Here is a 534-nt window from a genome sequence, read left to right on the forward strand (position 1 = left end):
CGTCCATGGGTTGTCGATTTCTCACCAAACGGTCATCAACTATGCCAACAGTGTTGCGTTGATCGTCCAACCTTTTGTCGATCGTTTTCCGTATGAGTTGTCCGGCTCCTTCTGTGGCGACGAGACGTATATTCGCGTCAAAGGGCGCTGGCATTACTTGTTCTTTATGTTTGATGCCGTGAAAAAGGTCGTGCTGTCTTATCGGGTCTCCCCCAATCGGGATACATTCTCTGCCATCCGTGCGATCGATGACGTCCTCAAAAAGCTGCCGTCGATCCCTAAAGACTTGTCTTTCGTTGTCGATGGCAATCCGATTTACTTGTTAGCACAGCACTTTTTCGCCCAACACGGAATTTCTTTCGATGTCCGCCAAGTCATCGGACTGACAAATGAGGATCCCGTGTCCGAGGAATATCGACCACTCAAACAGATCATTGAACGATTCAACCGAACGTTTAAAGGCAACTATCGACCCACTCATGGATTCGGCGCAGAAAAAGGCTCCGTTTCCTTTGTCACGCTCTTTGTGGCGTA

General features: G+C 48.9%; 1 protein-coding gene. It reads left to right on the top strand.

Annotated elements, in window-relative coordinates; all coding sequences use genetic code 11:
- Positions 1-534: DDE-type integrase/transposase/recombinase (locus tag Tfer_RS15765; protein ID WP_152909092.1), on the top strand; the 534-nt coding region annotated here is incomplete at both ends.

It is taken from the genome of Thermincola ferriacetica (assembly GCF_001263415.1).
In the GTDB taxonomy this organism is placed as follows: domain Bacteria; phylum Bacillota; class Thermincolia; order Thermincolales; family Thermincolaceae; genus Thermincola; species Thermincola ferriacetica.